The organism is Streptomyces sp. NPDC040405, assembly GCF_055595765.1.
Genome location: NZ_JBVIVI010000004.1, coordinates 94,833 through 120,426, shown reverse-complemented (window position 1 = coordinate 120,426; position 25,594 = coordinate 94,833). Strand labels below are relative to the sequence as shown.

Annotated in this window: 21 protein-coding genes and 1 riboswitch; of the genes, 7 read left to right on the top strand and 14 right to left on the bottom strand. The window is 72.2% G+C overall.

Annotation, left to right across the window (positions count from 1 at the left end):
• Positions 1–314 precede the first annotated feature (314 nt).
• Positions 315–1,550: a sensor histidine kinase gene (locus tag ACZ59A_RS18320; RefSeq protein ID WP_468047836.1), complete on the bottom strand. Its 1,236-nt coding sequence runs from the start codon at positions 1,548–1,550 to the stop codon at positions 315–317.
• Positions 1,551–1,555: 5 nt separating this feature from the next.
• Positions 1,556–2,209, bottom strand: a complete 654-nt coding sequence (locus tag ACZ59A_RS18315; RefSeq protein ID WP_358620699.1) for a response regulator transcription factor — start codon at positions 2,207–2,209, stop codon at positions 1,556–1,558.
• A gap of 351 nt (positions 2,210–2,560) precedes the next feature.
• Between ACZ59A_RS18315 and ACZ59A_RS18310 the strand changes: the two genes are divergently transcribed.
• Complete coding sequence (locus ACZ59A_RS18310) at positions 2,561–2,728, top strand: hypothetical protein (protein WP_167542486.1); 168 nt, start codon at positions 2,561–2,563, stop codon at positions 2,726–2,728.
• A gap of 200 nt (positions 2,729–2,928) precedes the next feature.
• Here the strand turns inward: ACZ59A_RS18310 and ACZ59A_RS18305 are convergent, their stop codons facing one another.
• Positions 2,929–3,729: an inositol monophosphatase family protein gene (locus ACZ59A_RS18305; protein WP_470959856.1), complete on the bottom strand. Its 801-nt coding sequence runs from the start codon at positions 3,727–3,729 to the stop codon at positions 2,929–2,931.
• Between the two features lie 92 nt (positions 3,730–3,821).
• Complete coding sequence (locus ACZ59A_RS18300) at positions 3,822–4,961, bottom strand: ferrochelatase (RefSeq protein WP_470959854.1); 1,140 nt, start codon at positions 4,959–4,961, stop codon at positions 3,822–3,824.
• Between the two features lie 171 nt (positions 4,962–5,132).
• Between ACZ59A_RS18300 and ACZ59A_RS18295 the strand changes: the two genes are divergently transcribed.
• The 3 genes from ACZ59A_RS18295 to sepH all read left to right on the top strand — a co-directional run bounded on the left by ACZ59A_RS18295 (position 5,133) and on the right by sepH (position 9,172).
• Entirely contained in the window at positions 5,133–6,389 is a 1,257-nt protein-coding gene (locus ACZ59A_RS18295) for an MFS transporter (protein ID WP_470959852.1), read from the top strand.
• Positions 6,343–7,668, top strand: coding sequence for a D-arabinono-1,4-lactone oxidase (locus ACZ59A_RS18290; protein ID WP_470959851.1), 1,326 nt, complete (start codon positions 6,343–6,345; stop codon positions 7,666–7,668). Before ACZ59A_RS18295 ends, ACZ59A_RS18290 begins: the two co-directional genes overlap by 47 nt.
• A gap of 400 nt (positions 7,669–8,068) precedes the next feature.
• A complete protein-coding gene (gene sepH, locus ACZ59A_RS18285; RefSeq protein ID WP_470959849.1) occupies positions 8,069–9,172 on the top strand; it encodes a septation protein SepH in 1,104 nt (367 codons plus the stop codon).
• Positions 9,173–9,244: 72 nt separating this feature from the next.
• Here the strand turns inward: sepH and ACZ59A_RS18280 are convergent, their stop codons facing one another.
• Positions 9,245–10,081 carry a sulfurtransferase gene (locus ACZ59A_RS18280; RefSeq protein WP_470959847.1) on the bottom strand — a complete coding sequence of 279 codons (837 nt, stop codon included), beginning with the start codon at positions 10,079–10,081 and terminating at the stop codon, positions 9,245–9,247.
• Between the two features lie 287 nt (positions 10,082–10,368).
• On the opposite strand from ACZ59A_RS18280, the gene ACZ59A_RS18275 reads away from it, so the two are divergent.
• Complete coding sequence (locus tag ACZ59A_RS18275; RefSeq protein WP_470959845.1) at positions 10,369–11,172, top strand: VOC family protein; 804 nt, start codon at positions 10,369–10,371, stop codon at positions 11,170–11,172.
• A gap of 10 nt (positions 11,173–11,182) precedes the next feature.
• Here ACZ59A_RS18275 and ACZ59A_RS18270 read toward each other — a convergent pair whose 3' ends face one another.
• The 4 genes from ACZ59A_RS18270 to ACZ59A_RS18255 form a co-directional block, all read right to left on the bottom strand.
• Positions 11,183–11,854: a thymidine kinase gene (locus tag ACZ59A_RS18270; protein WP_470959843.1), complete on the bottom strand. Its 672-nt coding sequence runs from the start codon at positions 11,852–11,854 to the stop codon at positions 11,183–11,185.
• Between the two features lie 65 nt (positions 11,855–11,919).
• Entirely contained in the window at positions 11,920–13,140 is a 1,221-nt protein-coding gene (locus tag ACZ59A_RS18265; RefSeq protein WP_470959841.1) for an alkaline phosphatase family protein, read from the bottom strand.
• Positions 13,140–13,736, bottom strand: a complete 597-nt coding sequence (locus ACZ59A_RS18260; RefSeq protein ID WP_468047853.1) for a DUF5998 family protein — start codon at positions 13,734–13,736, stop codon at positions 13,140–13,142. Before ACZ59A_RS18260 ends, ACZ59A_RS18265 begins: the two co-directional genes overlap by 1 nt.
• Before the next feature lie 62 nt (positions 13,737–13,798).
• Entirely contained in the window at positions 13,799–16,693 is a 2,895-nt protein-coding gene (locus ACZ59A_RS18255) for a bifunctional acetate--CoA ligase family protein/GNAT family N-acetyltransferase (RefSeq protein ID WP_470959839.1), read from the bottom strand.
• A 199-nt stretch (positions 16,694–16,892) separates the two neighbouring features.
• Here ACZ59A_RS18255 and ACZ59A_RS18250 point away from each other — a divergent pair, with 199 nt between their 5' ends.
• Positions 16,893–17,174, top strand: coding sequence for an HPr family phosphocarrier protein (locus tag ACZ59A_RS18250; RefSeq protein ID WP_179937166.1), 282 nt, complete (start codon positions 16,893–16,895; stop codon positions 17,172–17,174).
• 114 nt (positions 17,175–17,288) lie between these two features.
• On the opposite strand, the gene ACZ59A_RS18245 is transcribed toward ACZ59A_RS18250, so the two are convergent.
• The 4 genes from ACZ59A_RS18245 to ACZ59A_RS18230 all read right to left on the bottom strand — a co-directional run bounded on the left by ACZ59A_RS18245 (position 17,289) and on the right by ACZ59A_RS18230 (position 22,290).
• Positions 17,289–18,068, bottom strand: a complete 780-nt coding sequence (locus ACZ59A_RS18245) for a GntR family transcriptional regulator (protein ID WP_470959837.1) — start codon at positions 18,066–18,068, stop codon at positions 17,289–17,291.
• A 202-nt stretch (positions 18,069–18,270) separates the two neighbouring features.
• A complete protein-coding gene (locus ACZ59A_RS18240) occupies positions 18,271–19,065 on the bottom strand; it encodes a M23 family metallopeptidase (protein ID WP_470959835.1) in 795 nt (264 codons plus the stop codon).
• A 14-nt stretch (positions 19,066–19,079) separates the two neighbouring features.
• Positions 19,080–19,241: riboswitch (cyclic di-AMP (ydaO/yuaA leader) on the bottom strand.
• Positions 19,242–19,510: 269 nt separating this feature from the next.
• Positions 19,511–20,896: a M16 family metallopeptidase gene (locus tag ACZ59A_RS18235; RefSeq protein WP_470960620.1), complete on the bottom strand. Its 1,386-nt coding sequence runs from the start codon at positions 20,894–20,896 to the stop codon at positions 19,511–19,513.
• Positions 20,897–20,916: 20 nt separating this feature from the next.
• Positions 20,917–22,290, bottom strand: a complete 1,374-nt coding sequence (locus tag ACZ59A_RS18230) for a M16 family metallopeptidase (RefSeq protein ID WP_470960619.1) — start codon at positions 22,288–22,290, stop codon at positions 20,917–20,919.
• 299 nt (positions 22,291–22,589) lie between these two features.
• Between ACZ59A_RS18230 and ACZ59A_RS18225 the strand changes: the two genes are divergently transcribed.
• A complete protein-coding gene (locus ACZ59A_RS18225) occupies positions 22,590–25,037 on the top strand; it encodes a DNA gyrase/topoisomerase IV subunit A (RefSeq protein ID WP_470959833.1) in 2,448 nt (815 codons plus the stop codon).
• Between the two features lie 96 nt (positions 25,038–25,133).
• Here ACZ59A_RS18225 and ACZ59A_RS18220 read toward each other — a convergent pair whose 3' ends face one another.
• Positions 25,134–25,535 carry an SEL1-like repeat protein gene (locus ACZ59A_RS18220; protein ID WP_470959831.1) on the bottom strand — a complete coding sequence of 134 codons (402 nt, stop codon included), beginning with the start codon at positions 25,533–25,535 and terminating at the stop codon, positions 25,134–25,136.
• Between the last annotated feature and the right edge of the window lie 59 nt (positions 25,536–25,594).

Sequence of the window (25,594 nt, the reverse complement as noted above, 5' to 3'; positions counted from 1 at the left end):
CTCACATCAAGGTCTGTTACTCAATCGACACCCAACCGCACCCCTGAAGAGGTGATCGGGTTGGATGGCCATCGGGACCGTACACGGTCCGAATGTCGCACTCTCATGCGCCATGACGTGTACTTCCCGTGATCACGGTGCCTGAAAACCCGGATTTTTACGGCTTTCCGGCAACCGGCACGATCACGGAGAGTGTATGGCTTGAAAATCGCCCATGTGATCGATCACACACGAAATTGGCGGTGGGCGGATCACGAAAATTCCGCCCAAAGCGAACACCCCACGAGGGTACCCCTGCTTTCGCCTTTCCGCGCTCAGACCGGGAGCACCACCCGCATCACCAGGCCACCGCCCTCCCGCGGCTCCGCCGCGATGCGGCCGCCGTGGGCGCGCGCCACCGAGCGGGCGATCGAAAGCCCCAGGCCCACGCCCTTGTCGCTGCCGGTGCGCTCGGTGCGGAGCCTGCGGAACGGCTCGAAGATGTTGTCCATCTCGTACGCCGGGACCACCGGTCCGGTGTTCGCGACCACCAGCACCGCCTGTCCCTGCCGCACCTCGGTCGTCACCTCCACCCAGCCGTGGTCCGGGACGTTGTAGCGCACCGCGTTCTGCACCAGGTTCAGCGCGATCCGCTCCAGCAGCACCCCGTTGCCCTGGACCACCGCGGCCGCCCGGTCGCCCCGGACCTCCACTCCCTTGGCCTGGGCCTCGGCCCGGACCTGTTCGAGCGCCTGGGAGGCGACCTCGGCGAGGTCCACGGGCTTGCGGTCGACGATCTCGTTGTCGCTGCGGGCCAGCAGCAGCAGACCCTCCACCAGCTGCTCGCTGCGCTCGTTGGTGGACAGCAGCGTCTTGCCGAGCTGCACCAGCTCCGGGGACGCCTGCGGATCGGACAACTGCACTTCCAGCAGCGTGCGGTTGATCGCCAGCGGGGTGCGCAGCTCGTGCGAGGCGTTGGCGACGAACCGCTGCTGCGCGGTGAACGCCCGGTCCAGCCGCTCCAGCATCTCGTCGAAGGTGTCCGCCAGCTCCTTCAGCTCGTCGTCCGGCCCGTCCAGCTCGATCCGGCGGGACAGGTCGGAACCCGCCACCTGACGCGCCGTACGCGTGATGCGGCCCAGCGGCGAGAGCACCCGCCCGGCCATGGCGTACCCGAACGCGAACGCGACCACGGCCAGCCCCAGCAGCGCCAGCAGCGAGCGGCGCAGCAGCCCGTCGAGGGCGTAGTCGCGCTGCTGGGACATGCACTGGGCCACCGCCCGGTTGAACGCGTCGTTGTTGCCCTGGCTGGGCAGATGGCACGTGTCGGAGGGCTTGTAGTCGATACGGACGATCTGCAGCGGGAACTCGCTGCCCCGGCGGATGGCGTCCGCCGCCAGCAGATAGATGATTGTCAGCAGCACCACACCGGCGATCAGGAACATCCCGCCGTACAGCAGGGTGAGCCGTATCCGGATGGTGGGGCGCAGCCAGGGGTTGGGCGGCGAGCTGTGCTGCGGGTCCCAGCTGGGCTTGGGCGGTGCCGCCGGGGGGAGCGGGGTCGTGGCCATGCCGGTCAGATCCGGTAACCCGAGCCGGGGACCGTGACGATCACGGCCGGCTCGCCGAGCTTGCGGCGCAGCGTCATGACGGTCACCCGGACGACGTTGGTGAACGGGTCGGTGTTCTCGTCCCAGGCCTTCTCCAGCAGCTGCTCGGCGGAGACCACGGCACCCTCGCTGCGCATCAGTACCTCCAGCACCGCGAACTCCTTCGGCGCCAGCTGGATCTCCTTGCCGTCCCGGAACACCTCGCGGCGGTTCGGGTCCAGCTTGATCCCGGACCGCTCCAGGACCGGCGGCAGGGCGACGGTGGTACGGCGCCCGAGCGCCCGCACCCGGGCGATCAGCTCGCTGAAGGCGAACGGCTTGGGGAGGTAGTCGTCGGCGCCGATCTCCAGCCCCTCGACGCGGTCACTGACGTCACCGGAGGCGGTGAGCATCAGGACGCGGGTCGGCATGCCGAGTTCGACGATCTTGCGGCACACGTCGTCACCGTGGACGAGCGGCAGGTCACGGTCGAGGACCACGACGTCGTAGTCGTTGACGGCGATGCGCTCCAGGGCGGCGGCACCGTCATACACGACGTCGACAGCCATGGCCTCCCGGCGCAGTCCGGTGGCCACCGCGTCGGCGAGCAGCTGCTCGTCCTCGACGACGAGTACACGCACGTCGTTCGTCCTTTCCTCATGGCCGCGGCGGGCTCTCATGCGCCACAGCGTTCGGCGCCTCCATCCTGCCTCGAAGTCTCATAAACCGGCGGTAAGAGGGGCCGCGGCCCGGAGGGCCTCCCCGGGGCCTCACTTCAAGATCGCTTCACGGTCACTTCAAGATCGTTGAGAAACTTTTGGCGCCGGAGGTTTCCGCTCCGAGTAGGGCGGGGAGGACGACTGCACACCCCGCGATCACGCCCTGTATGTGGCTATCCATTGACGCCGCTGCCACCCTCAGGGATTCACGTACGTGATCGCTCCCGCCGTCGGCACACCCCGTGCCACCGACCCACGACGAGGGGGCGCACCATGGACGCGTTCACCGCAGGCATTCTGCAGCGTATAGAGACCACCCAGTCCGACCTCACCCGCGCCCGTGAGACGGGCGACGAATTCCTCGCCGACGTGGAGCTGGCGGAGCTGGAAGACCTCCGTCGGCTTGCCGCCGAGCACGGCGTGGAAGTAAGCGCCGCCTGATCCAGGTTGCTTGATCCAAGTTGCTTGATCCAGTGCGCCGCCGGTTTCCGTCGGCGGCTTGATCACCCGGTGTGACGGAGACCGATCCAGATCCGGTACGCCGATTCATGAGCACGACCGGCACAATCCACGCCGAAGCGCCCCGGTGCCCTCCTGGCACCGGGGCGCTTCGCGTGCCCGGGGGTGGTGGCGGTCCCGGCTCAGTCGTGCCAGGCGCCCAGGTCCTCCAGCAGGGCCTGCATCGGCTCGAAGAGACCCGGAGCGGCGGCGATGGTCAGCTCCGTCGAGGCGGGGACGCCCGGCCGTCCGCCGGTGAGCGCGCCCGCCTCGCGGGCTATCAGGGCACCGGCCGCGTAGTCCCAGGGGTTGAGCCCGCGCTCGTAGTACGCGTTGAGCCGACCGCAGGCCACGTCGCACAGGTCGATGGCGGCCGACCCGCCACGCCGGATGTCGCGCACCTGGGGCAGCAGTTCGTGGAGGACCCTGGCCTGCCCGATGCGGCGCTCGCGCACATAGCCGAAGCCGGTGCCGATCAGCGCCTGCTCGAAGGGGGGCGCGGAGCGCACCCGCACCCGCTCCCCGTCCGCGTACGCGCCCTGGCCGAGCGCCGCGTGGTACGTCTCGCCGCGCATCGGCGCCGCCACCACGCCGACGACCGGCTCGCCGTCCCGTTCGACGGCGATGCTGACCGCCCAGGACGGGAGGCCGTAGAGGTAGTTCACCGTGCCGTCGATCGGGTCGATCACCCAGCGGACACCGCTGCTGCCCTCGCTGCTCGCGCCCTCCTCGCCCAGGACGCCGTCCTCGGGGCGGTGCTGCGCGAGGAAGTCGGTGATCAGCTTCTCGGAGGCGACGTCCATCTCGGTGACGACGTCGATCGGGCTGGACTTGGTGGCGGCCACGCCGAGGTCGGCCGGGCGGCCGTCGCGCAGCAGGTCCCCGGCCCTGCGGGCGACCTCCAGGGCCAGTTCGAGCAGTTCGGCGTTGAGCGAGTCGGTCATCGTGCTCCTTAGCTGATTACCCGTGCGTGCTGCGTAGCTGCTTACCCATGCGTGCTGCGTATTCGACGGCCGTGGAAAGCGTCGGAACGGAACTAGTCGACCCCGGCGGCGGCAGGCCGCGGCGAGCGGGCCGGACAGCAGCCCGCCGGGCAGAGGTCGTGGCTGGGGCCCAGCGCGCCCAGCGCACAGCGCTCGGGCGCCGCCGGGGCGTCCCCGGCGGCGAACCGCTCGGCGGCCGCGCGCTCCAGCAGCAGGTCGCGCACCGCCGCCGCGAACCGCGGATCCGCGCCCACGGTGGAGGCCCGGGCGACCGGCAGGCCGAGGTCGGCGGCCTTGGCGGCCGCCTCGGTGTCGAGGTCGTACTTGACCTCCATGTGGTCCGAGACGAACCCGATCGGGACCATCACGGCGGCGGGCACGCCGTCGCCGTGCAGCTCCTCCAGGTGGTCGCAGATGTCCGGCTCCAGCCAGGGGATGTGCGGGGCGCCGCTGCGGGACTGGTAGACCAGCCGCCAGGGATGCTCGGCGCCGGTCTCCTCGCGCACCGCCTCGGCGATCAGCCCGGCGACGTCGAGGTGCTGGTCGACGTACGCACCGCCCTCTCCGTGGTCCTCGGCCGGGCCGGAGGTGTCCGCGGCGGCGGTCGGGATGGAGTGGGTGGTGAAGGCGAGATGCGCGCCCGCCCGCAGCCCCTCGGGCAGCTCGGCAAGGGCTGCGAGCGTCGCGTCCACCATGGGCCGGACGAAGCCGGGGTGGTTGAAGTAGTGCCGCAGCTTGTCCACGCGCGGCAGCGGCAGCCCCTCGCCCTCCAGGTCGGCGAGCGCGTCCGCGAGGTTCTCGCGGTACTGGCGGCAGCCCGAGTACGAGGCATACGCGCTGGTGGCGAGCACCGCGATGCGGCGGTGGCCGTCGCCGACCATCTCGCGCAGGGTGTCGGTCAGATACGGCGCCCAGTTGCGGTTGCCCCAGTAGACCGGCAGGTCGAGACCGTGCTCGGCGAAGTCCTTGCGCAGGGCGCCCAGCAGCTCGCGGTTCTGCGCGTTGATCGGGCTGACGCCGCCGAACAGGAAGTAGTGCTGCCCGACCTCCTTGAGCCGCTCCCGGGGGATGCCCCTCCCCCGCGTGACGTTCTCCAGGAACGGCACGACGTCCTCCGGGCCCTCGGGCCCGCCGAAGGAGAGCAACAGCAGGGCGTCGTACGGAGCGGGGGATGTCACTGGCTGTCCGGGCATGGTCCCGATCCTGCCACCAGCCCCGGAGCGGCGGGAAATGCCCCTGCGCGGGTCCTGAGGCGACCGTAAGCTGTATCAGCTTCAACATTCCTTACTCCGCCGCCCCGGCGACCTGCCCTCTTTCCCCCTGCCGTCCTGTCCTGCGCTCTGTCCGCCCGCGGAGGCCCCGCCATGCCCGGTCCCAGCCCCTACCGTGTGATCTTCGCCGCCCCCGGCGCCAAGGCGTTCTCCGCGGCCGGGTTCCTCGGGCGGATGCCCGTGGCCATGACGAGCATCGGCGTGGTCACGATGGTCTCCCAGCTCACCGGCCGGTACGGCCTCGCCGGTGCGCTGGCGGCCACGCTCGCGCTCTCCCTCGCCGTCATCGGCCCGCAGATCTCCCGGCTGGTCGACCGGCACGGCCAGCGCCGGGTGCTGCGTCCCGCCGCCCTCGTCTCGCTCACCTCGCTTACCGGGCTGCTGCTGGCGGCGCACCGGGGCTGGCCGGACTGGACGCTGTTCGCGTTCGCCGCCACGGCCGGCTGTGTGCCGAGCGTCGGCTCCATGGTGCGAGCCCGCTGGGTGGCCATCCACCAGGACGCGCCGCGTGAACTGCACGCCGCGTACTCCTGGGAGGCCATCGTCGACGAGACCTGCTTCATCCTCGGGCCGATGATCTCGATCGGGCTCTGCACCGCCTGGTTCCCGGAGGCGGGCCCGCTGCTGGCCGGATGCTTCCTGGCCGTCGGTGTCCTCTGGCTCACCGCGCAGCGGGCCACCGAGCCCGTACCGCATCCGCGCGGGTCGCACACGAGTGGCTCCGCGCTGCGCTCGCGCGCGCTTCAGGTGCTGGTCCTCACCTTCGTCGCGGTCGGCACGATCTTCGGGGCGATCGACGTGGCGACGGTGGCGTACGCCGAGGACGAGGGTCACAAGGCGGCGGCGAGCCTGGTGCTGGCGGTGTACGCGCTGGGCTCGTGCATGGCGGGAGCCGTCTTCGGACTGCTGCCGCTCAAAAGATCACTCTCTTTCCGCTGGTTACTGGGTATTTGTGCGATGACCGTGAGTATGATCCCCCTCCAACTGGTCGGGAACCTTTCGTTTCTGGCCGTGGCGCTCTTTGTCGCGGGCCTGGCCGTCGCACCGACGATGGTCACGACCATGGCCCTCGTCGAACAGCACGTACCACGCGCGCATCTGACCGAGGGCATGACCTGGGTGAGCACCGGGCTCGCGGTCGGCGTGGCGCTCGGCTCGTCGGCCACCGGAGGGGTGGTGGACGCGGCCGGGGCCCGCGCGGGGTACGCGGTGCCGGCCGTGGCCGGGGCGCTCGCGGCAGCGGTGGCGTTCCTCGGGTATCGCCGGCTCCGGCCGGCGCCACAGCGGGAGGGGTCGGGTCCGGATGGCCGTCAAGACCGTAAGAACCGAGCGAAACAGCGTGTGGCGTAACTGGGCGGGGAACGTCATCGCCCGTCCGGTGCGCAGCGTGGCCCCCTCCTCCACCCAGGAGCTGGCCGAGGCGGTGCGGCAGGCCGTGGCGGACGGGCTGCGGGTCAAGCCGGTGGGCACCGGCCACTCCTTCACCACCACGGCCGCCACCGACGGCGTGCTGATACGCCCCGACCGCCTGGTGGGCGTGCGGGAGGTGGACCGGGAGGCGGGCACGGTGACCGTCGCGGCGGGCACCTCGCTGCATCAGCTCAACGAGACCCTGTCGGCCCACGGTCTGTCGCTGACCAACATGGGCGACATCATGGAGCAGACGGTGGCCGGGGCCACCGCCACCGGCACCCATGGGACCGGGCGCGACAGCGCCTCGATCGCCGCGCAGATCAAGGGGCTGGAGCTGGTCACGGCGGACGGCTCGGTGCTGCACTGCTCGCCGTCCGAGCACCCGGAGATCTTCGCGGCCGCCCGGGTGGGCCTCGGCGCGCTCGGCGTGGTCACCGCGATCACCTTCGGGGTGGAGCGGGAGTTCCTGCTCACCGCGCGCGAGGAACCGATGCCGTTCGACCGGGTGATGACGGAGTTCGAACAACTCGTCGCCGAGAACGAGCACTTCGAGTTCTACTGGTTCCCGCACACCGGCAACTGCAACACCAAGCGCAACAACCGCAGCACCGGCCCCGCCTCACCGGTCGGCCGGGTCAGCGGCTGGGTGGACGACGAACTGCTGTCCAACGGCATCTTCCAGGTGGCCTGCACGGTGGGCCGGGCGGTCCCCGCCACCATCCCCGGGATCGCCAAGATCTCCAGCCGCGCCCTGTCGGCCCGTACCTACACGGACATTCCTTACAAAGTCTTCACCAGCCCGCGCCGGGTCCGCTTCCTGGAGATGGAGTACGCGGTGCCGCGCGAGGCCGCCGTCCCGGCGCTGCGCGAACTGAAGGCGACCGTCGAGCGCTCGGGACTGCGGGTCAGCTTCCCGGTGGAGGTGCGGACCGCGCCCGCCGACGACATCCCGCTGTCCACCGCCTCCGGCCGGGACACCGCGTACATCGCCGTCCACCTCTACCGGGGCACCCCGCACCGGGCGTACTTCACGGCCGCCGAGCAGATCATGACCGCGCACGGCGGACGCCCGCACTGGGGCAAGCTGCACAGCCGCGACGCCGCGTATCTGTCGGAGGTCTATCCGCGGTTCGGCGAGTTCACCGCGCTGCGCGACCGGCTCGACCCGGACCGGGTGTTCGGCAACGACTACCTGCGGCGGGTGCTCGGCGGCTGACGGGGCGCCGGGGGCGGCCCGGCCGGGTCGGGCGCACCGGCACCGCCCTCCCTCGCGTGGACATTCGTTCCCGCCCACGGGGAGAAGCGGCCCATAAACGAAGCGGATCGTTCCGATTCTGACGGTCCTGTGAAACTTGCCGCCCAAATTGCGCCCCACTTCGAAGGTTTCGGCGCTGGATCACCACGCCACGCCCGAACTCTGCTGGCGCGCCGCTCCACCCGAGCGGCCCGAATGGAGTACTGTGGCGAGCCCTGGCCCCGCTTTCCCGTCCGGCCGCCCGGACCCAACGGGAGGGGGCAGAGGGCGGCAACCAACCGGCCCGGGCAACTCGGCAAAGTTGTGGCAGGCTGCACCCGGGCAGGCCACACTCGTCTAGCGGGAGAGCAGCGACGCAACCGTGACGTCGGCAGGCACCACCCGGGAGGTCCCCATGCCCGAACTGCGTGTCGTGGCCGTCAGCAACGACGGCACACGGCTGGTGCTCAAGGCTGCGGACAGCACGGAGTACACACTTCCCATCGACGAGCGACTGCGCGCCGCGGTGCGCAACGACCGCGCTCGACTCGGCCAGATCGAGATCGAGGTCGAGAGCCATCTGCGGCCCCGTGACATCCAGGCCCGTATACGCGCAGGCGCCACGGCCGAAGAGGTCGCGACGATGGCCGGCATCCCCGTCGACCGCGTGCGCCGCTTCGAGGGCCCGGTGCTCGCGGAGCGCGCGTTCATGGCCGAGCGCGCCCGTAAGACACCCGTGCGCCGCCCCGGCGAGAACACCGGACCGCAGCTCGGCGAGGCCGTGGCGGAGCGGCTGCTGCTGCGCGGCGCCGAGAAGGACACCGCGCAGTGGGACTCGTGGCGGCGTGACGACGGCACCTGGGAGGTGCTGCTGGTCTACCGCGTCGCCGGTGAGCCGCACTCGGCGAGCTGGACGTACGACCCGCCCCGGCGGCTGGTCCAGGCCGTCGACGACGAGGCGCGGACGCTCATCGGCGAGGCCGACGACACTCCGGAGCCCAGCTTCCCCTTTGTGCCGCGCATCGCCCGGCTGCCGCGCGACCGGGACAAGGACAGGGACCGGGACCGGGTTTCGTCCTCCGAATACGGCGACGACGAGGACGAGTCCGCGCTGCCGGTGGTGCCGTCCGCCTCGGTGGACGACGGCCTCGGCGGCGAGCGCGACTCGCTGACCAGCCTGCTGGAGGCCGTGCCCAACTTCCGTGGAGACATGGTCGTGCCCGAGGCGCCGGTCGTGGTGCCGCCGTCGCTGCCGGACGAGCCGGTGGAGGAGGCGGAGCCCGTCGAGCCGCCCGCCCCGGCGGCGAGCGCGGGTTCGGCGTACGCGGATGTGCTGATGCCCCGTTCGGTCGCGGGCCACCGCGACCGGCTGACCGGTACGACGGACCGCCAGGCGGAAGCGGACGGTGTCCGTCCGGGCCGCCGGGCGGCGGTGCCGAGCTGGGACGAGATCGTCTTCGGCACGCGCCGCAAGAAGCAGGAGTAGCCGCCGCATACACAAGCTCCGGGCCCGTCACCGACCTGCGGTGACGGGCCCGGAGACGGTGGGCGGCGCGATTCAGCCGCGCTCGGGGCCGGTGGCCACCGGACGGCTGCCGTCGGCGGACCACTCGCTCCACGAGCCCACGTACAGAGCTGCCGGAATCCCGGCTTCCGCCAGGGCCAGGACCTGGTGCGCGGCCGAGACGCCCGAACCGCAGTACACCCCGACCTCGGCGTCCCCGGTGGCACCGAGGTTCGCGAAGCGCTCGGCCAGCCGCTCGGCGGGCAGCAGATGGCCGTCGGCGGTGACGTTCTCGACGGTGGGAGCGGAGATCGCGCCCGGGATGTGGCCGCCGACCCGGTCGATCGGCTCGACCTCGCCGCGGTAGCGCTCCCCCGCCCGCGCGTCCAGCAGCACTCCGCGCCGCGCGAGCGCGGCCGCGTCGTCCGCCGTGAGCAGCGACAGGGCGCCGGGCCTGGGTACGAAGTCGCCCTCGGGCTCGCCCGGGAGTTCGGTGGTCAGCGCGCCACCGGCCGCGGTCCAGGCGGGCAGCCCGCCGTCGAGCACGCGTACATCGGGGTGGCCCGCCCAGCGGAGCAGCCACCAGGCGCGAGCCGCCGCCCACCCCTGTCCGCCGTCATACGCCACCACACGCCGGTCCCGGCCGACCCCGGCCCGGCGCATCGCGGCCGCGAACGCGGAAAGATCGGGCAGCGGATGGCGCCCCGCCGCCCCGGCCGGGCTCGCCAACTCGGTGTCGAGATCGACGTACACGGCGCCGGGCAGATGTCCGGCCTCGTACGCGGGGCGGCCGGGAGGGCCGCCGAGCTGCCAGCGCACGTCCAGCAGAAGCGGGGGACGCTCCCCCGCCAGCGCGTTCATGAGATCGGGTGCGGTGATGATGGCATTCATGGGAACCATCCTTGCGTAGATAGCCCTGCGACGTCTGGACCCCCCGATCACCGAACGCACAGCTGTTGGACACTCAACAGCAAGCAAAGCGAAACGGATGTGCGGCAATAAATCGGTCATTCTTCCTGCGGAGCACGCATATTGCGGCGCGGCCGGGGCGCTTGCCGCGGCAGGTGGTGCAAATATCGTTCGGGCCCCCCACATCAGCACCTCCGCAATCCCGCCCCGCGCCGCCGACCGGCCCGGGGCAGCACGGCCACGACGATGGTCCGAGGAGAGAGTGACGTATGACCGAGGCAGCGACTCGGCGCACACCGGGCACGCCCTGCTGGACGAGTTTGATGGTGCACAGCCTTGCCGCGACACAGGACTTCTACCACGCCCTGTTCGACTGGGAGTTCACGCCGGGTCCACAGCAGCTCGGCGCGTACGTCCGCGCCCTGCGGGACGGCCGACCGGTCGCCGGACTGGGCGAGCTGCCGCCGGAGCGCCACCTTCCGGTCTCCTGGATGACCTACCTCGCCTCGCACGACGCCGACGAGACGGCGGAACTTATCCGCGCCTGCGGCGGCACCGTGGCCGTCGGCCCGCTGGACGCGGATGAGGCGGGCCGGATGCTGATCGCCGCCGACCCGGAGGGCGCCGTGTTCGGGGTGTGGCAGGAGGACGAGCATGCCGCCCTCCGGGAGGCGGGGCTGCCCGGCACCCCGGTCTGGCACGAGCTGACGGCCCGCGAGTCCGGGGCGGTCGCGAAGTTCTACCAGATGGTCTTCGGCTACGAACCGGACGGTACGGAGAGCGCGGCGCCGCCCGACCCCGGTGAGCCCGGCCGCCGGACCCTGCATCTGGCGGGACGGCCGGTGTGCGGGATCCGGAACGGGGGCCGGGCCCTGCTCCGCGACCGGGGCGCGCACTGGATGACGCACTTCGCGGTGGCGGACGTGGACGAAGCGGTGCGCCGGGTGGCCGAGTTGGGCGGCCGGGTGGTCGAGCCGCCCGCGGACCGGGCGACCGGGCGCGCGGCCCTGGTCATGGACCGGGAGGGAGCGGCCTTCACGATCGTCCGAGCCGAGGGAGCCAAAGGGGACTAGGCCCCGCGCTCTAGCGGGCCGTCGGCGGACCGGCGGGCGAGTCGACCGGCAGCACATCGGGTGACAGGCTGGCGGCCCGCGCGCCGGCGGCCGTCATCCGGCGCCGGTGGTGGGGACGGCACAGCACCTCGTAACCCACCTCGCTCTCCGGCCGGTTGACGTCGCCCACGACCACCTGGGCGCCCTCGACGACCATCTCGCCGCCGACCGTACGGGCGTTGTGCGTCGCCCGGGCGCCGCACCAGCACAACGCCTCGACCTGGAGCACCTCCACGCGGTCCGCGAGTTCGACCAGGCGCTGCGAGCCGGGGAAGAGCTTGCTGCGGAAGTCGGTGGTGATGCCGAACGCGAAGACGTCCAGGCCCAGGTCGTCCACGATCCGGGCGAGTTGGTCTATCTGGACCGGGGTGAGGAACTGCGCCTCGTCCACGATGACGTAGTCGGCACGGCCCCCGGCCGTCAGCACGCCGACCACATGGGCGTAGAAGTCCAGGTCCGCCACGGCCTCGACGGCCTCGGTGACCAGCCCGAGCCGCGAGGAGAGCTTGCCGTGGCCCGCCCGGTCGTCCCGGGCGTAGATCATCCCCTGGAGCCCGCGGGCCGAGCGGTTGTGCTCGATCTGCAGAGCCAGCGTGCTCTTTCCGCAGTCCATGGTTCCGGAGAAGAACACCAGCTCGGGCATGGGGGTGGTGGGGCCTTTCGTACGGGAGGCGTGGCGGCAGGGCCGCGGGCGGGCAACGCGGTGGCTCAGGAGCGTACTTCGAGCAGCGGGACGAGCTGCTCCACCGGGGTCATCGAACCGTGCAGCCCGACCATCGCGGACTCCTTCGGCTCGGTCTCCGAGGCGACGATCGCGACGTCGTCGTGGGCGGCGGCCACGATGTCGCCGATGCGGCCGTAGACCCGGTCGTCCACGGCGCCGGGCGGCCCGAACCAGCCCGCCTCGATGGCCTCGTCACGGCTGGCCACCCACATCCGCTCCCCCACCACCTCGCGCCATACGGCGAGCACGTCACCGGCCGCGCCGGGGACCGCGTACAGATGGCGGGCACGGCCCTCGCCGCCGAGCAGCGCGACGCCCGCCCGCAGCTCCCAGTCCGTGTCGAAGTCGAGGCGCGAGTCCGGGTCGAAGGGGACGTCGATCATGCCGTGGTCGGCGGTGACGTAGAGCGCGGCGCGGGGCGGGAGTTGTTCGGCAAGCCGCCGGGCGAGCCCGTCGACGTAGCGGAGTTGGTCACGCCACTCTTCGGAGTCGACGCCGAAACGATGACCCTTGCCATCCACTTCGCTGTAGTACGTGTAGACGAGCGAGCGGTCCGCGGCGCCCAGCTGCTCGGCCGCGAGGTCCATCCGCTCCTCGCCGGAGAGCCTGCCGTGGAAGGTGCCGCCGCTCAGCGCGATCTTGGTGAGCGGGGTCTCCGCGAAGGTCGGCGCGGAGACCTGGCAGGTGTGCACGCCCGCGGCGTCGGCCAGCTGGAAGACCGTGGGATACGGCTGCCAGGCATGCGGATCCGTCCAGGGCTGCCAGCGCAGCTGGTTCATCAGCTGGCCGGTGGCGGGGTCGGCCACCGTATAGCCCGGCAGCCCGTGGGCGCCGGGCGGCAGGCCCGTGCCCACGGAGGCGAGCGAGGTCGCGGTGGTGGAGGGGAAGCCCGCGGTGAGCGGGGCGCCGGTGCCGCCGAGCGAGCTGGACAGCAGCGAGGTCAGAAAGGGCGCTTCGGCGGGGTGGTCGCGCAGCAGCTCCCAGCCCAGGCCGTCGACCAGAAAGACGCAGGCCCGGTCGGCCGGGGCGAGGGGAAGCCCGGACGTCAGCCCGGGAACCTGCTGGCCGGCGGCGATGGCGGGCAGCAGATCGGCGAGCGAACCGGTGCCGTAGCGCGGCACCGGAGCGGTGCGGGGGTCGAGCGGGACCGGCTCGGGCCAGGCGGAGTCGGCGGCGGTGGTCGGGCCGGTGGCGGAGCCGGGCATCAGCGGCCGGACTCCGGGGTGGCCGCGGTGGCCTCGGAGAGCGCCTGGGCGAAGGCGAGGGTCTGGCGGACGGTGTCGGGGCCGTCGCCCGCCTCGCTGACCCGCAGGCTCAGGTCGTCGGCGGTGGACGAGCCGGTGTAGCCGTGGTCGGCCTCGCAGTTGGGGTCGCCGCAGGCGGCGGGCTCCAGGTCGAGGCGGTTGACGGCGCCCCAGCCGATGGTCAGCACGACCTCGCGGGGCAGCGTGCCCGGGGTGTACGACTCGGGGTTGGCGACGACCCGGCTGAGCACGACCGACGAGATCCGGTGGAGCTTCACGGACTCGGTGGAGGTGGTCGCGTACGGCGACGGGGAGGTGCCGTCCGCCGCCTGCTCGTCGGTGTGGCTGACGATGAAGCGGTTTTCCGTGAGGACGAGGACCGTGACATGGCGGCGGACCTCGTTGGCGTCGAACGTGGTCTCCTGATGGACCAGGTACGACACGATGGGCTCGCCGCCCACGGCGGCCTCCACCGCCTCGGCCACGAGTGCCGGGTAATAGCCGCTGCGCTCGATCGCCGCGCGCAGCCCCTGGGTCGTCGTACCGGTCTTCGCCATGTGCACCATCCTACGGGGCGGCGCCGACACCGGCTCCCATGCCCGCCCGCGGTCCGGAGCCGTCAGTAGGCGGGCAGATGCCGGGGGCCGAGGTCGGTGCGCACGGGCGGCGGCGCCAGCCGCGCGGACGCGCCGAGCACGGAGAGGCCGCGCTGCGCGACGACCACCGGCTCCAGGTCGACGGCGACCACCTCGGGATGGTCGTCCACCAGCCGCGACACCCTCAGCAGCAGCTCTTCGAGGGCCGCGGTGTCCACCGGCTTGGAACCCCGCCAGCCGAAGAGGAGCGGAGCGGTCCGGATGGACCGGATCAGCTCGGCCGCGTCCCGGTCGGTGGCGGGGACCAGGCGGTGGGCGGTGTCGCCCAGCAGCTCGGACGGGGCTCCGGCGAGCCCGAAGGAGAGCACGGCTCCGGCGCCGGGGTCTATCGCGGCCCGTACGACGGTGTCGACGCCGCGCGGCGCCATCCGCTGCACGACCAGGCCCAGCTCCTCGGCCGGGCCGAGATCGGCGGTCAGTTCGGCGTAGGCGCGGCGCAGTTCCGTCTCGCCGCCGAGGCCGAGCCGCACCCCGCCCAGGTCGGTGCGGTGGCGCAGGTGCGGGGCGGTGGGCTTCAGCGCGACCGGATAGCCGAGCCGCCCGGCGGCCCGTACGGCGGTGTCGGGGTCGGGCCCGGGCAGCGCGGGCAGCACGCTGACTCCGTAGCGGGCCAGCAGGCGCTGGGTGTCGGCGGCGGACAGCTCGAAGCCGGACTCGCCGGGCCCGTCCGGCGGCGCGATGCCCTGGTGCGGGGCCCTCTCGGACGGGGCCAGCAGCACCGCGATGTCGGCGGCGGCCCCGGCCTCGTCGATGTCGTCGTGCTCGGGCACCCGGCCCGGCTCCCCGGATTCCCGCCGCCAGCGCGCGTACCGCACGGCCTCGGCGAGCGCCCGCACCGCACGCTCGGCGGCCGGATAGGCGGGGATCCGGCGGGCCTCGGCCGGTGGTTCGGCGCCCGGCACAGAGGCCGGGTCGCCCACACCCGCGAGCGCCTCCGCGAGGCCGGGGATCTCCAGGTGGACCACCACCACCGGCTTGGCCGCGCCGCGCCCGGGCGCCTCGGCGGCCGCCGTACGGACGGCCGCCGCCAGGGCCGCCGCGCGGGCGTCGCCGACGGAGGGGATGGCGGTGACGACGACGGCGTCGCACCCGTCGTCGCCGAGCGCCCCGGTCAGGGCGCGGTGGAAGTCCTCGGGGGCGGCGGCCGTGGTCAGGTCGCGGGGCACCAGCGGGCGCAGTCCTTCGGTGAGGCAGGCGTCGTAGGTGAGCAGGCCGAGGGATTCGGAGTTGCCGAGGATGGCGACGCGCGGCCCGTCCGGGAGCGGCTGGGAGGCGAGCAGGACCCCGGTGTCGGCGAGCTGGGTGACGGTGTCCACGCGCAGGACGCCCGCCTGTCGCAACAGGTCGGAGACGGTGGCATCGGGGATGCGGGTGGTGGGCACGGCGTGCCCGGTGGGGGCGCTGCCGCTGTGCCGGGCGCCCTTGACCACCACGACGGGCTTGACGGCGGCGGTGCGCCGGGCGAGCCGGGTGAACTTGCGGGGGTTGCCGATGGATTCGAGGTACATGAGGGCGACATCGGTCCGCGGGTCCTCGTACCAGTACTGGAGGAGGTCGTTGCCGGAGACGTCGGCGCGGTTTCCGGTGGAGACAAACGTAGAGATGCCCGCGAGGCCCGCGAGACCGGCGAGCCCCGCCATCCCCTCGGTACCGGTGGGCCGGGTGAGCCCCGCGCCGCGCCGGTGCAGCCCGGACAGCAGGGCGATGCCGATCGCGCCGGACTGGGTGAACAGCCCGATGCGGCCGGGGACCGGCAGCCGGGGGGAGAGGGAGGCGTTCAGCCGCACGCCGTCGGCGGTGTTGATGATGCCGAAGGCATTGGGGCCGATGACCCGCATGCCGTAGCTGCGGGCCTGGCGGACCAGCTCGCGCTGGCGGTCGCGGCCCTCGGGACCGCTCTCGGCGTACCCGGCGGAGAGGACGACGAGCCCCTGGACGCCGTGTTCGCCGCACTCGGCGACGACGGCGGGCACCTGCGCGGCGGGCACGGCGACGACGGCCAGGTCGACCGGTCCGTCGACCTCGCGCAGCGAGCGGTGGGCCGGGACGCCGTCGGGCTCCAGGCGCGTCCAGTCCGCGGGGAAGGCGTGGTTGACGGCGTGGACCCGCCCGGTGAAGCCGCCGTCGAGGAGGTTGCGCAGCGCGGTGCGACCGACCCCGCCGGGGGCCCGGCCGGTGCCGATGACGGCGACGGAGCCGGGGGTGAGCAGCCGCTGCACGGAGCGGGCCTCGGCGCGCTGCTCACGGGCGCGCATGACGGCCAGGGAGGCGTCGGTGGGTTCGAGGTCGAATTCGAGGCGGACGACGCCGTCGTCGAAGCTGCGCTTCTGGGTGTATCCGGCGTCCGTGAACACCTTGATCATCTTGGTGTTGGCGGGCAGCACCTCGGCGGCGAAGCGGCGGATGCCGCGCTCGCGGGCGACGGCGGCGATGTGTTCGAGGAGGGCGGAGGCCACGCCGCGGCCCTGGTGGGCGTCCTGGACCAGGAAGGCGACCTCGGCCTCGTCGGCGGCGCCGCGCTCCGCGGAGGACGACGGGAGTTGGGCGGGCAGCCCGTCCTCGTCGATGCGGTCGTAGCGGACGGTGGCGATGAATTCGCCCCCGACGGTCGCCGCGAGGCCGACCCGGTCGACGTAGTCGTGGTGCGTGAAGCGGCGGACGTCGCGGTCGGAGAGCCGGGGGTAGGGCGCGAAGAAGCGGTAGTACTTCGACTCGTCCGAGACGTGTTCGTAGAAGTTGACCAGGCGCTGTGCGTCATCGGGCGTGATGGGCCGGATCTGCGCGGTACCACCGTCCCTGAGCACCACGTCGGCCTCCCAGTGAGTGGGATACGCGTGATGATCCGACGGGCTCGGCATGGGGACAGGGTACGGGCTGAAGTCCGGGACGGAGAGGTCCGCATGGCGGACACCCTTGCGTGAACGGGGTGTGTCGAGGGAAAGTCCGTAACGGACCTGTTCGGACATGACCGGACCCACTCGGGCCCGACCCGGGCGAGACCGGACACCGTATGATCTGGTCTAGACAACAGCACCCGCAGATCTGAAGGGCAACACCATGGCTGAGCGCCGCGTCAACATCGGCTGGGCCGAGGGCCTGCACGCCCGCCCGGCGTCGATCTTCGTCCGTGCGGCGACCGCCGCAGGCGTCCCCATCACGATCGCCAAGGCGGGCGGCACCCCGGTCAACGCCGCTTCCATGCTCGCCGTGCTCGGCCTGGGCGCTCAGGGTGGCGACGAGGTCGTGCTCGCCTCCGAAGCCGACGACGCGGAGGTCGCGCTCGACCGGCTCGCGAAGCTGGTGGCCGAGGGTCTCGAGGAGCTTCCGGAGACCGTCTGATTCCGTCCGAATCGCATTTCGGCGCGGCGGGGCCGCGGTGAACCATTACGGATCACCGCGGCCCCGTTGTTTTTCCGCATCTGGAATTCCATTGAGCCGCATACCGGGAAGCTGTTAATTCTGCCCGCTCGCCGTGTTTACGGAATGTTTCGAAGTTCTCACCTGGGGCGCATTTCGCAATCGGTATTCGGCCAGCGAACGTTCGGTGTGAGCGCCGGCGAGCGTGCGCGCCCGGTCGGCGTCACCGCGCGCGACGGCGTCCACGATCGCCCCGTGCTCCGCCCAGGACTCGACGGCGCGCACCGACGGGTCCGCGCACCCGGCCGGGCCCGGTGCGCCCGGTGAGCCCGGTACCGACTGCGCCGCCTGCCGGGCCGGATCCACCGCGTACACCCACGCCGTCTTGCGCCGCAGCTGCACCAGCAGGCCCGCCAGGCTCGGGCTGCCGGACGCCTGGGCGAGCGTCTCGTGGAACCAGTCGCCCAGCGAGCGCAGCTCGCCCAGCCGCCCGCACTGCGCCCGCTCCTGGCCGAGCCGGACCAGACCCCGCAGCACCTTCAGATGCCCCTCGGTGCGGCGCTGGGCGGCCCTGGCGGCACCCAGCGGCTCCAGCAGGGCCCGGATGTCCAGGAGGTCGGCCGCCTCTTTCTCGGACGGCTGCGCGACGCACGCGCCCGCATGCCGCCGGGTCGTGACGAAGCCCTCGGACTCCAGGGTGCGCAGCGCCTCGCGTACGGGCACCCGGGAGACCCCGTAGCGCCGGGCGAGCAGTTCCTCGGCCAGCCGGCTGCCGGGTGGACAGACACCGGAGATGATGTCGTCACGGATCGCCGTGCACACCGCATGCGCCGAAATCCGGCGACCGCCCTGGAGTGCGGCCGTATCCCCGTTCACTTCCGGTCCCGCATTGTCGAACCTCCGCCTCAACCCCGCGAAACGCATCCGATTGGCGCGCGTTCAGCGACTCTATTCGAAGCCGCCGGGATTTCCGATGGGCGACGGGAATTCGGGGATATTTTTTGGTCACAGCGGAGCGGGTACGCCGAAGGCCCCGTCCGGAGCGGACGGGGCCTTTCGACAGGAGGGGCGGCGCGGGTCAGACGTTGACGCCGTGCGAGCGCAGGTACGACAGCGGGTCGATGTCCGAGCCGTACTCCGCGGTGGTGCGGGCCTCGAAGTGCAGGTGCGGGCCGGTGACGTTGCCGGTGGCGCCGGACAGGCCGATCTGCTGGCCGGGGGTGACCTTCTGCCCGACCGAGACGCCGATCGAGGAGAGGTGGCCGTACTGGGTGTAGGTGCCGTCGTTCATCTTGATGACGACGTTGTTGCCGTAGGCGCCGCCCCAGCCCGCTTCGACGACCTCGCCGGAGCCCACGGAGTGCACCGAAGTGCCCGTGGAGGCCTGGAAGTCGATCCCGGTGTGGCTGCCGGAGGACCACAGTCCGCTGGACGCCTCGTAGCCGGTGGAGACGCTGGAGCCGCTGATGGGCGACTCGAACGTGTTGAGGCGCTTGCGCTCCTCCTCACGTGCGGCGCGCTCCTTGGCCTCGCGCTCCGCCTTGGCCTTCTTCGCGGCCGCCTCGGCCTTGCGTGCGGCCTCCTGGCGGGCCACGGCCTCGGCCTTCGCCTTGGCGGCGGCGGCCTCCGCGGCGGCCTCCTGGGACTGGGCCTGCGCGTCGATCCGGTCGGAGAGACCGTCGCCCATCACCATCGCCTGGCGGAGACCGGTGTCCTGGGGAGACGGCGTCTCGCCGGTCGCGGCGAGGGCGGGGCCGGCGATGCCGGCGACGACGCCCGAGGCGACCGTGGTGATGCCCGCGATGTTCGCTCCGGTGCGGACAGCGGCTTGGCTGGGACGTCGGTGCTTCCCGGCGGCACGGGTGAACGCCATGGTGTGGCGCACTCCTTTCCTTCCTTCTCGCCTACCGGGTTAGCTGACGGGTTCGGAGCAGGAAGGTCTCCTACGGGCCCCTCCCCCGGCCGGGGAAGGCGTCCGATTCACCCCAGGGACGTTTGGGTCCCCGGCTCCCCTGGCACTCGCACCATGGGACTCGGCGATGACTGTCCGTGCCGCGGATGCGGCGGGTATCCGGCGAACAGCCGCACTGACGCTAGACGGGCCGTGTTTCGATCACCAAACGGTTACGGGTTTTTGTTGTTCTCGCCACAAACCAAACAGCCCTCAAATCGGGCATATGGGAGGACCCTGGCGTCTCATGCGACGCCAGGGTCCTTGTAGTGATAGTGCGTTGGGTCGGCCCCGGGGACATAACGGGCCCGACGGGCCTCGGTTCATCGGGCCGTGGTTCGCCGGCCGCGGTTCACCGGGCCGCGGTTCAGCCGGTGATGACGCGCACCTCTCCGATGCCGAGCGCCTTGACCGGCTCCTCGATCTTCGAGGCGTCACCCACCAGTACGGTCACCAGCCGGTCGGCCGGGAAGGCGCTCACGACCGCCGCGGTCGCCTCCACCGTGCCCGCCTCGGCGAGCCTGGCGTACAGCTGCGCCTGGAAGTCGTCCGGCAGGTGCTGCTCGACCTGGTCGGCGAGCGTGCCCGCGACGGCGGCCGCCGTCTCGTACTTGAGCGGGGCGACACCGACGAGGTTCTGCACGGCGACATCGCGCTCGGCGTCCGTCAGCCCCTCCTCCTTCAGCGTCCGCAGCACCGTCCACAGGTCCTCCAGCGCCGGGCCGGTGACCTCGGTGGCCACCGAACCGCTGATCGCCAGCAGCGAGGCGCCCGCCGAGCCGCCACCGGCCGGTGAGGGCGGCGTCGAGCGCAGCACCTGGCCGAAGGAGCGCACCCCGTAGGTGTAGCCCTTCTCCTCGCGCAGCACCCGGTCCAGCCGGGAGGTGAGGGTGCCGCCCAGGCAGTAGGTGCCCAGCACCTGCGCGGGCCAGACGCGGTCGTGCCGGTCGGCGCCGATACGCCCGATGAGCAGCTGGGTCTGGACCGCGCCGGGCCGGTCGACGATGACCACACGGCCGGTGTCGTCGGCGATGACCGGCGGGACCGAGCCCTGCGGGGCCGGGCCGCCGGTCCAGGCGCCGAGGGTGTCGGCGAGCGCCTGGTCGAGGTCGACACCGGTCAGGTCGCCGACGACGACCGCGGTCGCGGTGGACGGCCGGATGTGCGCCTCGTAGAAGGCCCGCACCGCGGCGGCGTCGATGCCCTCGATGGTCTCCTCGGTGCCCTGGCGCGGCCGGGACATCCGCGACTCGGTCGGGAACAGCTCCTTGGCCAGGGCCATGGAGGCGCGGCGGGCCGGGTTGGCCAGCTCGTGCGGGATCTCGTCCAGCCGGTTGCGCACCAGCCGCTCGACCTCGCCGTCGGGGAAGGCGGGGGCGCGCAGGGCGTCGGCGAGCAGGCCGAGCGCCTTGGGCAGCCGGGAGACCGGCACCTCCAGCGAGACCCGGAGGCCGGGGTGGTCCGCGTGCGCGTCCAGGGTGGCGCCGCAGCGCTCCAGCTCGGCGGCGAACTCCTCGGCGGTGTGCTTGTCGGTGCCCTCGGACAGGGCGCGCGCCATGATCGTGGCGACGCCCTCCAGCCCGGTCGGCTCGGTGTCCAGCGGGGCGTCGAGGTTGATCTCCACGGCGACGACCTGCTGGCCGGGGCGGTGGCAGCGCAGCACGGTGAGCCCGTTGGACAGCTCACCGCGCTCCGGCGCCGGGAAGGCCCACGGCCTGGGGGCGCCGCCCTGCGGCTGAGGGTGGAAGGTCATGGTGGCGGTGACGGCGTCGCTCACTGGGCCGCCTCCCCTTCTGCGTCGGTGTCGGCGGCGTCGGTGGACCGGTCTGCCCCGTCCACGTCCTCGGTGCCCTGGACGGGCTCGTAGACCAGCACGGCGCGGTTGTCGGGGCGCAGCCGCGCCGCGGCCACGGCCCGCACCTCCTCCGCGGTGATGTCCAGCACCCGCTGCACGGCGGTCAGGGCCAGCTGCGGGTCGCCGAACAGCACGGAGAACCGGCACAGCTCGTCGGCGCGGCCGCCGACGGTGGCCAGCCGGTCCAGCCACTCGCGCTCGATCTGCGCCTGGGCGCGCTCCATCTCCTGCGGCGTCGGGCCCTCCTCGGCGAAGCGGGCCAGCTCCTCGTCGACGGCGGTCTCGATGCCGGGCACCTCGACCCCGCCGGAGGTCTTCACGTCCAGCCAGCCCAGCGACGGCGCGCCCGCCAGCCGCAGCAGGCCGAACCCGGCGGCGACGGCCGTACGGTCGCGGCGCACCAGGCGGTTGTGCAGCCGGGAGGACTCACCGCCGCCGAGGACGGTCAGCGCCAGGTCGGCGGCGTCGGCCTCGCGGGTGCCGTCGTGCGGCAGCCGGTAGGCGGCCATCAGGGCACGGGCCGGGACCTCCTCCTCCACGACCTCGCGCAGCTGCCCGCCGATGACCTCGGGGAGGGTGCCGTCGCGCGGCGGCCGCTTGCCCTCGTGGGAGGGGATGGTGCCGAAGTACTTCTCGATCCAGGCGAGCGTCTGCTCGGGGTCGATGTCACCGACGATGGACAGCACCGCGTTGTTCGGCGCGTAGTACGTGCGGAAGAACTCCCGGGCGTCCTCCAGGGAGGCGGCGTCCAGGTCGGCCATCGAGCCGATCGGCGTGTGGTGGTACGGATGGCCCTCGGGGTAGGCCATGGCGATGAGCTTCTCGAAGGCCGTGCCGTACGGAACGTTGTCGTAGCGCTGGCGGCGCTCGTTCTTGACGACGTCCCGCTGGTTCTCCAGGCTCTCCTCGTCCAGCGCGGTCAGGAGGGACCCCATACGGTCCGCCTCCAGCCACAGCGCCAGCTCGACCTGGTGGGCGGGCATCGTCTCGAAGTAGTTGGTGCGCTCGAAGCTGGTCGTGCCGTTGAGCGAGCCGCCCGCTCCTTGCACCAGCTCGAAGTGGCCGTTCCCCGTCACCTGGGCCGAGCCCTGGAACATCAGGTGCTCGAAGAGGTGGGCGAGGCCGGTACGCCCCTTGACTTCGTGGCGTGAACCGACGTCGTACCAGAGGCAGAGCGCGGCGACCGGGGTCAGGTGATCCTCGGAGAGCACCACCCGCAGGCCGTTGGCCAGACGGTGCTCGGTCGCTTTCAGGCCGCCGGAGCCGGCCTGTTGCGTGGCCGTGTGACCCATGGGCATGTACGTCCCTTCGATCGCGTGATGGAGCGCGTGCGAACCGCGTGATGAGCGCTTCTGTCACTGTATGCAACCGCACGGACATCTGGCGAAGTTCCCGTCACGCAAAGGTCCGGCCAAGGTCCCGCCGCGCTCCCGCGGGAGCGCGGAAACGGGTTGGGGAAAGGCCGCGCGGGTCCGCTCACGGGGGCCGCGCGGTGCCTCTCGGGGACGGCCCGTTCCACAGTTGTCGGCGGACGGGGCCACAATGGTCCGCGTCAGATCCCGCTCTGCCCGTTGAAGGAGCCGCAAGCGCGATGGCCCGCCGCAGCACGAAGAGTCCGCCGCCGGACGACTTCGAGGAGCGCATCCTCGACATCGACGTCGTCGACGAGATGCAGGGCTCCTACCTCGAGTACGCCTACTCGGTCATCTATTCGCGCGCGCTGCCCGACGCCCGCGACGGGCTCAAGCCCGTGCACCGCCGCATCCTCTATCAGATGAACGAAATGGGGCTGCGCCCCGAGCGCGGCTTCGTGAAGTGCGCCCGCGTCGTCGGCGAGGTGATGGGTAAGCTCCACCCGCACGGTGACGCGTCGATCTACGACGCCCTGGTGCGCATGGCGCAGCCGTTCTCGATGCGCCTGCCGATGGTCGACGGCCACGGCAACTTCGGTTCGCTGGGCAATGACGACCCGCCGGCCGCCATGCGGTACACCGAGTGCCGGATGGCCTCGGCGACCTCGCTGATGACCGAGTCCATCGACGAGGACACGGTCGATTTCTCGCCGAACTACGACGGCAGCGAGCAGGAGCCCGTCACCCTCCCCGCCGCCTATCCGAACCTCCTGGTCAACGGCACGTCCGGGATCGCGGTCGGCATGGCGACGAACATGCCGCCGCACAACCTGGGCGAGGTGGTCGCCGCCGCCCGCCACCTGATCAGGCACCCGAACGCGGACCTCGACACGCTGATGCGGCATGTGCCGGGACCCGACCTGCCGACCGGCGGACAGATCATCGGGCTCAGCGGCGTCCGGGACGCATACGAGACGGGGCGCGGCACCTTCAAGATCCGCGCCACGGTGGCCGTGGAGGACGTGACGCCCCGCCGCAAGGGCCTCGTCGTCACCGAACTGCCCTTCACCGTCGGCCCCGAGAAGGTCATCTCCAAGATCAAGGACCTGGTCGGCGCGAAGAAGCTCCAGGGCATCGCCGACGTCAAGGACCTCACCGACCGTGCGCACGGCCTGCGCCTGGTGATCGAGATCAAGAACGGCTTCAACCCGGAGGCCGTGCTGGAGCAGCTCTACAAGCTCACGCCGATGGAGGAGTCCTTCGGCATCAACAACGTGGCGCTGGTGGACGGCCAGCCGCTCACGCTGGGGCTCAAGGAGCTGCTGGAGGTCTACCTCGACCACCGCTTCGACGTGGTGCGCCGACGCAGCGAGTTCCGGCGCACCAAGCGGCGCAACCGGCTGCACCTGGTCGAGGGGCTGCTGGTGGCCCTGCTCGACATCGACGAGGTCATCCGCCTCATCCGGTCCAGCGAGAACTCGGCGCAGGCCAAGGAAACGCTGATGGACCGCTTCCAGCTGTCCGAGGTCCAGACGCAGTACATCCTGGACACTCCGCTGCGCCGGCTGACCAAGTTCGACCGGATCGAGCTGGAGTCGGAGCGCGACAGGCTCAACGCGGAGATCGAGGAGCTGACCCGGATCCTCGATTCGGACGCCGAGCTGCGCAAGCTGGTCTCCTCCGAACTGGCCACGGTCGGCAAGAAGTTCGGCACCCCGCGGCGCACGGTGCTGCTGGAGTCCGCCGACGCCCCGCTGGCCGCGGTGCCGCTGGAGGTCGCGGACGACCCGTGCCGGGTCCTGCTGTCCTCCACCGGGCTGCTGGCCCGTACGGCGAACGGGGAACCGCTCGCGGGCGAGGGACAGACCAAGCGCAGCAAGCACGACGTGATCGTCTCGGCCGTCCCGGCGACGGCCCGCGCGGAGGTCGGGGCGGTGACCTCGACCGGGCGGCTGCTGCGGCTCCAGGTGATCGACCTGCCACAGCTCCCGGAGGCGACGCCCGATCTGGCGGGCGGGGCGCCGATCGCCGAGTTCCTGTCGCTGGAAGACGGCGAGGAGCTGATCTGTCTCACCACCCTGGACGAATCCTCGCCGGGGCTCGCGATCGGCACGGAGCAGGGCGTCGTCAAGCGCGTGGTCCCGGACTATCCGGCCCACAAGGAGGAGCTGGAGGTCATCGGCCTCAAGGAGGGCGACCGGATCGTGGGCGCGGTCGAGCTGCGCACCGGCGAGGAGGATCTGGTCTTCATCACTGACAACGCGCATCTGCTGCGCTATCCGGCCGGTCAGGTGCGGCCACAGGGGCGTGCCGCGGGTGGCATGGCGGGCGTCAAGCTCGCGCCCGACGCGAAGGTGATCTCGTTCACGGCGGTCGACCCGGCGGCCGACGCGGTGGTGTTCACCGTCTCCGGTGCGCACGACACGCTCGACGACTCCGTACAGCAGACGGCCAAGCTCACCCCCTTCGACCAGTACCCGCGCAAGGGGCGGGCCACGGGCGGGGTGCGCTGTCAGCGGTTCCTCAAGGGCGAGGACTGTCTCGTGCTGGCCTGGGCGGGCGCGACCCCGGCCCGCGCGGCGTCCGCCACTGGCGCCCCGGTGCCACTGCCCGAGCCCGATCCGCGCCGGGACGGCTCCGGAATGCCGCTCACCAAGCCGGTGGCGGTGGTCGCCGGGCCGGTCTAGGCACGGCCGGAAACGGACGGCGGGGGGCGCGGCACCGGAGGGTGCCGCGCCCCCTGCGCATGCCCGGCCGGGCGGATGCGCCGCGATGGGCGGAGGTCAGTGCCCGGCTCCGTTGCGCCGGGCGCGCAGCTGCCGGAGGGCGGCTTGGGCGCCGGAGTGGCCGCGGTCGGCCGCCTTCCGGAAGTGCCGCTCCGCCTCGGCCGGATCGCCGAGATCCAGCCGCAGGGTGCCGAGCACCACCAGCGCGGTGAGGTCCCCGGCGGCGACCGCCTTGCCGAGCCAGTGCAGGGCCTCCGGGTACGCACCGCGGTTGCCGAGCCCGATGCCGTAGACCGTCATGCCCTCCCGGTCACCGGCGAGCGCCGCCTGCCGGGCGAGCGCCTCGGGGATCGGCCGCCCCTCGGCGTACGCCGTCCGCACCCTCGCCTTCAGCGCCGGATCCAGCCGCGCTCCGCGCCTCCCACGGCGCCCGCGCCACCGCGCCCACAGCCCACGCATGAGGAACCCCCCTCCGCCCCCGGAGCGCCATTCTCCCGCCGTCCCCGCCCCGCGGAACA

Bases quoted from the DNA above. Each gene is read 5' to 3' on its own strand.
- ACZ59A_RS18265 (WP_470959841.1), bottom strand. From the start codon at position 13,140: ATGCCCGGCTCCGCCACCGGCCCGACCACCGCCGCCGACTCCGCCTGG.
- ACZ59A_RS18300 (WP_470959854.1), bottom strand. From the start codon at position 4,961: ATGCCCGGACAGCCAGTGACATCCCCCGCTCCGTACGACGCCCTGCTG.
- ACZ59A_RS18310 (WP_167542486.1), top strand. From the start codon at position 2,561: ATGGACGCGTTCACCGCAGGCATTCTGCAGCGTATAGAGACCACCCAG.
- ACZ59A_RS18320 (WP_468047836.1), bottom strand. From the start codon at position 1,550: ATGGCCACGACCCCGCTCCCCCCGGCGGCACCGCCCAAGCCCAGCTGG.
- ACZ59A_RS18230 (WP_470960619.1), bottom strand. From the start codon at position 22,290: ATGGGTCACACGGCCACGCAACAGGCCGGCTCCGGCGGCCTGAAAGCG.
- ACZ59A_RS18305 (WP_470959856.1), bottom strand. From the start codon at position 3,729: ATGACCGACTCGCTCAACGCCGAACTGCTCGAACTGGCCCTGGAGGTC.
- ACZ59A_RS18295 (WP_470959852.1), top strand. From the start codon at position 5,133: ATGCCCGGTCCCAGCCCCTACCGTGTGATCTTCGCCGCCCCCGGCGCC.
- ACZ59A_RS18275 (WP_470959845.1), top strand. From the start codon at position 10,369: ATGACCGAGGCAGCGACTCGGCGCACACCGGGCACGCCCTGCTGGACG.
- ACZ59A_RS18280 (WP_470959847.1), bottom strand. From the start codon at position 10,081: ATGAATGCCATCATCACCGCACCCGATCTCATGAACGCGCTGGCGGGG.
- ACZ59A_RS18260 (WP_468047853.1), bottom strand. From the start codon at position 13,736: ATGGCGAAGACCGGTACGACGACCCAGGGGCTGCGCGCGGCGATCGAG.
- ACZ59A_RS18290 (WP_470959851.1), top strand. From the start codon at position 6,343: ATGGCCGTCAAGACCGTAAGAACCGAGCGAAACAGCGTGTGGCGTAAC.
- ACZ59A_RS18270 (WP_470959843.1), bottom strand. From the start codon at position 11,854: ATGCCCGAGCTGGTGTTCTTCTCCGGAACCATGGACTGCGGAAAGAGC.
- ACZ59A_RS18235 (WP_470960620.1), bottom strand. From the start codon at position 20,896: ATGACCTTCCACCCTCAGCCGCAGGGCGGCGCCCCCAGGCCGTGGGCC.
- ACZ59A_RS18220 (WP_470959831.1), bottom strand. From the start codon at position 25,535: ATGCGTGGGCTGTGGGCGCGGTGGCGCGGGCGCCGTGGGAGGCGCGGA.
- ACZ59A_RS18255 (WP_470959839.1), bottom strand. From the start codon at position 16,693: ATGCCGAGCCCGTCGGATCATCACGCGTATCCCACTCACTGGGAGGCC.
- ACZ59A_RS18225 (WP_470959833.1), top strand. From the start codon at position 22,590: ATGGCCCGCCGCAGCACGAAGAGTCCGCCGCCGGACGACTTCGAGGAG.
- ACZ59A_RS18240 (WP_470959835.1), bottom strand. From the start codon at position 19,065: ATGGCGTTCACCCGTGCCGCCGGGAAGCACCGACGTCCCAGCCAAGCC.
- ACZ59A_RS18250 (WP_179937166.1), top strand. From the start codon at position 16,893: ATGGCTGAGCGCCGCGTCAACATCGGCTGGGCCGAGGGCCTGCACGCC.